The organism is Corynebacterium sp. (genome assembly GCF_012838985.1).
Taxonomy (GTDB): Bacteria; Actinomycetota; Actinomycetes; order Mycobacteriales; family Mycobacteriaceae; genus Corynebacterium.
The window spans coordinates 1-4,757 of the sequence record NZ_DUOE01000118.1; the positions used below are offsets into that span (position 1 = coordinate 1).

Sequence of the window (4,757 nt, forward strand, 5' to 3'; positions counted from 1 at the left end):
AGAAGGTCGAGCTCCCGGGCTGGGCCGGTTCCCTGGAGATGACCCCGGAGGCCGAGCTGAACTTCGAGATCCTCCGCGCGATCCTCACCCTCGGAATGGCGGCCACCCAGGCGGCGGTCATCATCGTCCCGCTCCTGCCGGGCGGCGTCGACCAGCTCCGTGCCTTCCTCGCCCAGTTCGGCATCCAGGGCTAGAGTCAGCGGGCCGTCCCGGAGAAACAGGTGACGGTCGCTCCCCCGACCCACACCTCGTCCTGCTGATCGCGGGAGACGGACACCCGTCCGGTCCCCTGGGAGGCGAGGTAGTCGTGGTCGATCTTCCCGGCGCGGTAGAACCACTGCGCCAGTGAGGCGTTGAGGCTGCCGGTCACGGGGTCCTCGATGCCGTTGAACAGGGCACGGACCTCGAGGGCACACTCAGACCCTTCCGGGTGGAGGCCCACGAGTCCGAGCTTGATGTCGCCGAGCTCCCGGAAATCGGGGGTGACGGCGCGGACGGCGGCGGCGTCGGCCAGCTGGACGGCGGCCCACCCGGGCCCGTTGTCCACCCACTGGTGGTCGATGATCTCGGCGTCGATGACCGCCTCCACCTGCGCGAGGACCTCCGACTCCAGCGGCCCCGTGCGGAGTGTGGGCGGGGCGCGGAAGGCCAGGCGGTCGTCGGTACGCACGGTGATCAGGCCCACCGCACACTCCTGGACGATCGACGACCGCCTGGCCACTCCCCCGTGCTCCAGCCAGGCGTGCGCCGTGCCGAGGGTGGGGTGCCCGGCGAAGGGCAGCTCCCCGAAGGGGGTGAAGATGCGCACGCGGTAGTCGGCGTCCGGGTGTTCCGGCGCCACGACGAAGGTCGTCTCGGAGAGGTTCGTCCACCGGGCGATCTCGAGCATGCGGTGGTCGTCGAGGTGGTCGGCGTCGAGAAGCACCGCGACGGGGTTGCCGCGGTACGGGACCTCGGAGAATACGTCGACCTGTGCGAACCTCATCCGAGGATCCCCGCGCCCATCGTCGCCTTGAGGTCGCCCATGAGGGAACCGGAGCGGTCGACGCGCAGGTGCTCGCCGAGGATCATCATGGTGGAGTCCTCGCCGTTGACCAGCTTGAGGTAGACGTCGGAGTCGCCGGCGTTGCGGACGAGGACCTCCTTGAGCTTCGCGATGGTGTCCATCGTGCACTGGTCGGTGCGCATCGTCAGGCGCAGCGGCAGGCCGGCACCGTTGCCGGGGCCCAGCTCGGGGACCTTGAGGTCGTCGCAGAACAGGGACATGCGGTCGTCACGGATGGACACGTGCGCCTTCGCGAGGATGATGTTGTCCTCCACGATCGACGAGCTGACCAGCGAGTACACCTTGTTGAACACCAGAAGTTCCACCTGTGCACCGTTGTGGTCCTCCACGGTGACGATCGCCCAGGGGGAGCCGTCGCGCTTGGAGAAGCGCCGGTCCACCGCAGAGATGATGCCGCCGATGAGGACCTCCGCGCCGTGCCGCATCTCGCCGGCGAGGATCGTGGTCAGGGCGGTGTCGGTCTGCGCCTCGAGGGCCTCCTCGTAGCCGTCCAGCGGGTGGCCGGAGACGTAGAGGCCGAGCATCTCCCGCTCGAGGGCGAGTTCATGCTTGCGGTCCCAGATCTCGTCGGGGATGTCGATGGCGAAGACACTCGCGGTCTCCTCGTCCTCGCCGCCGAAGCCCGCGAAGAGGTCGAACTGCCCCTTGTCGGCGGCCTTCTTGGTGGCCAGGACGGAGTCCACCGCATCCTCGTGGATGAGCATGAGACCCTTGCGCGGGTGCCCGAGGGAGTCGAAGGCCCCGCCCTTGATGAGCGACTCGGTGATGCGCTTGTTGCAGGGCAGCAGGTCGATCTTCTCCAGATAGTCGGAGAAGTTGGCGAAGGTGCCCTTGGTGCGGCGCGTCTCGACGATCGAGTCGACCACCTCGGCACCGACGTTGCGGATCGCGCCGAGGCCGAAACGGATGTCCTCGCCGACGGCCAAGAAGTCATTCTCCGACTCGTTGATGTCCGGGGACAGGACCTTGAGACCGAGGTGACGGCAGTCGCCGAGGTAGATGGCGGACTTGTCCTTGCGGTCCGCCACCGAGGTGAGCAGCGCCGCCATGTACTCCGGGGCGTAGTGTGCCTTGAGGTAGGCGGTCCAGAAGGAGACCAGGCCGTAGCCCGCGGCGTGCGACTTGTTGAACGCGTAGGAGGCGAACGGGAGGATCGTGTCCCACAGCGCCTTGATGGGCTCGGGGCCGAAACCGTTGGACTTCATGCCCTCGGAGAACTTCGCGTACTCCTTCTCCAGGACCTCCGCCTGCTTCTTGCCCATGGCCTTACGGAAACCATCTGCTTCACCGGCCGTGTAGTTGGCGAGCTTCTGCGCGATACGCATGATCTGCTCCTGGTACACGATGAGGCCGTAGGTCTCCTCGAGGATGTCCTCGAGGGCGTCGCCCAGGTCAGGGTGGATCGGCTCGATCGGCTTGCGGCCGTTCTTGCGGTCCGCGTAGTCGAGGTGCGCGTTGACGCCCATCGGTCCCGGGCGGTACAGCGCCAGGGAGGCGACGATATCGTTGAAGCCCGTCGGCTGCATGCGCTTGAGCAGCTCCTGCATGCCGCCGGAGTCCAGCTGGAAGACACCCAGGGTGGAGCCGCGGCCCAGGAGTTCGTAGGTCTCCACGTCCTCGACGGAGAGGTTCTCCAGGTCGAGGTCGATGCCACGGTTCTTCTTGATGTTCGCCAGGGCGTCACCGATGACGGTGAGGTTGCGCAGGCCCAGGAAGTCCATCTTCAGCAGGCCGATGGCCTCACACGCCGGGTAGTCCCAGCCGGTGATGAGCGCACCGTCGGCGGGGCGCTTCCACATCGGCACATGGTCGAGCAGCGGCACGGACGCCATGATCACCGCACAGGCGTGGACGCCGGCCTGGCGGACGACGCCCTCGAGGCCACGGGCGGTCTCGTAGATCTTCGCGACGTCCGGGTCCGTCTCAATGAGCGTGCGCACCGCGCCCGCCTCGTTGTAGCGCTCGTGGTCCGGGTCCATGATGCCGGACAGGGGGATGTCCTTCGCCATGATCGGCGGCGGGAGTTCCTTCGTGATGCGGTCGGCCATCTGGTAGCCGGCCTGGCCGAACTGCACGCGGGCGGAGTCCTTGAGGGCCTGCTTCGTCTTCACCGTGCCGAAGGTGATCACCTGGGCGATCTTGTCCTCGCCCCAGCGCTCGGCGGCGTAGCGGATCATCTCACCGCGGCGGCGGTCATCGAAGTCGATATCGATATCCGGTGCGGAGGGTCGCTCCGGGTTGAGGAAACGCTCGAAGAGCAGTCCGTGCTCGATCGGGTCGATGTTGGTGATCGTCAGCGCATAGGCGACGAGCGCACCCGCCGCGGAACCACGGCCCGGGCCCACCCAGATGCCGATCGAGCGGGCGTGCTTGATGATCTCGGCGACGATGAGGAAGTACGACGGGTACCCCTTCATGTCGATGACCTTGATCTCGTACTCCGCGCGGTCGATGTACTCCTGCGGGATCTCGCCCCCGTGGAATCGGTCACGCAGTCCCGCCATCACCTCGTGGTGCAGCCACGTCGTCGGGGTGTGCCCCTCGGGGACGTCCGCGACCGGCATACGGTCGTGCGGGTGGGACTCCCAGATCTCGCCGTAGTCCTGGACACGCTCGGCGATGAGGAGGGTGTTGTCGCAGCCGTCGGGCACGGTGTCGTCGAAAAGCGCGCGCATCTCCTCGGCGGTCTTGATGTAGTAACCCGTGCCGTCGAACTTGAAGCGGTCCTCGTCGTGGAGGGTCTTTCCGGTCTGCACGCAGAGCATCGCCTCATGGGCGGTGGCCTGCGACTCGAGGACGTAGTGGCAGTCGTTGGTCACCAGGGGCGGCAGATCGAGCTTCCGGCCGATCTCCAGCAGCTCCCGGCGCACGCGCTGCTCGATGTGCAGCCCGTGGTCCATGAGCTCGAGGAAGTAGTTCTCCTTGCCGTAGATGTCCTGCCACATCGCGGCGGCCTCGAGGGCCTCGTTGAACTGGCCGAGACGCAGACGGGTCTGCACGTCGCCGGAGGGGCAGCCGGTGGTGGCGATGATGCCGTCGGCGCGCTCGGCGATGAGCTCGGAGTCCATGCGCGGCCACTTACCCAGCTGGCCCTCGTAGGAGGCCATCGACGAGAGGTAGAAGAGGTTCTTCAGGCCGGTGGCGTTCTCCGCGATCATCGTCTGGTGCAGGTAGGCACCGGAGGCGGAGACGTCGTCGGACTTCTGGTGCGGCTCACCCCAGCGGACGCGGCTCTTGTTGAAGCGGCTCTCCGGCGCGAGGTACGCCTCGATGCCGATGATGGGCTTCACCCCGGCCTTCGTCATCGCCCGGTAGAAGGCGTCGGAGCCGAACATGTTGCCGTGGTCGGTGATACCCACGGCCGGCATCCCCTGCCGCACGACCTCGTCGGCGAGCATGTCGATCTTCGCCATGCCGTCGAGCATCGAGAACTCGGTGTGGTTGTGGAGGTGCACGAAAGAGGAGTTCTTGGCCATGTGTGTGAGTCTATCGACTCCGTCAAAACACGATCCCCACGCTCTTTGATATGACCTCGCGGGTACCATCCCACCCATGATCTTCGGTCTGCTCGCCTACCTGCTGTGGGGGCTCTTCCCGGCGTTCTTCCCGCTGCTGCTGCCGGCGGGTCCGGTGGAGATTCTCGCCCACCGTATCCTGTGGACCGCCGTCATCATGTCCCTGGTGCTCACGG

General features: G+C 66.6%; 3 protein-coding genes and 1 pseudogene. 2 read left to right on the forward strand and 2 right to left on the reverse strand.

Translation table 11 applies throughout. The annotated features are described in order from the left end of the window. The coding region (locus GXZ33_RS06885) for a hypothetical protein (RefSeq protein ID WP_291340106.1) at positions 1-194 on the forward strand (194 nt) is incomplete at its 5' end. Positions 195-196: 2 nt separating this feature from the next. Here the strand turns inward: GXZ33_RS06885 and GXZ33_RS06890 are convergent. Together GXZ33_RS06890 and dnaE are read right to left on the reverse strand one after the other, a co-directional pair. Next, positions 197-985, reverse strand: a complete 789-nt coding sequence (locus tag GXZ33_RS06890) for a PhzF family phenazine biosynthesis protein (protein WP_291340107.1) — start codon at positions 983-985, stop codon at positions 197-199. Next, complete coding sequence (gene dnaE / locus GXZ33_RS06895) at positions 982-4,542, reverse strand: DNA polymerase III subunit alpha (protein ID WP_291340108.1); 3,561 nt, start codon at positions 4,540-4,542, stop codon at positions 982-984. The genes GXZ33_RS06890 and dnaE overlap by 4 nt, the downstream gene beginning before the upstream one ends. A 76-nt stretch (positions 4,543-4,618) precedes the next feature. Here dnaE and GXZ33_RS06900 point away from each other — a divergent pair. Beyond that, positions 4,619-4,757, forward strand: a pseudogene (locus tag GXZ33_RS06900) (EamA family transporter RarD); the annotation flags it as partial.

What these genes read in the sequence shown, in the direction of transcription:
- GXZ33_RS06890 (WP_291340107.1), bottom strand. Translation starts at nt 985, where the DNA reads ATGAGGTTCGCACAGGTCGACGTATTCTCCGAGGTCCCGTACCGCGGC.
- dnaE (WP_291340108.1), bottom strand. Translation starts at nt 4,542, where the DNA reads ATGGCCAAGAACTCCTCTTTCGTGCACCTCCACAACCACACCGAGTTC.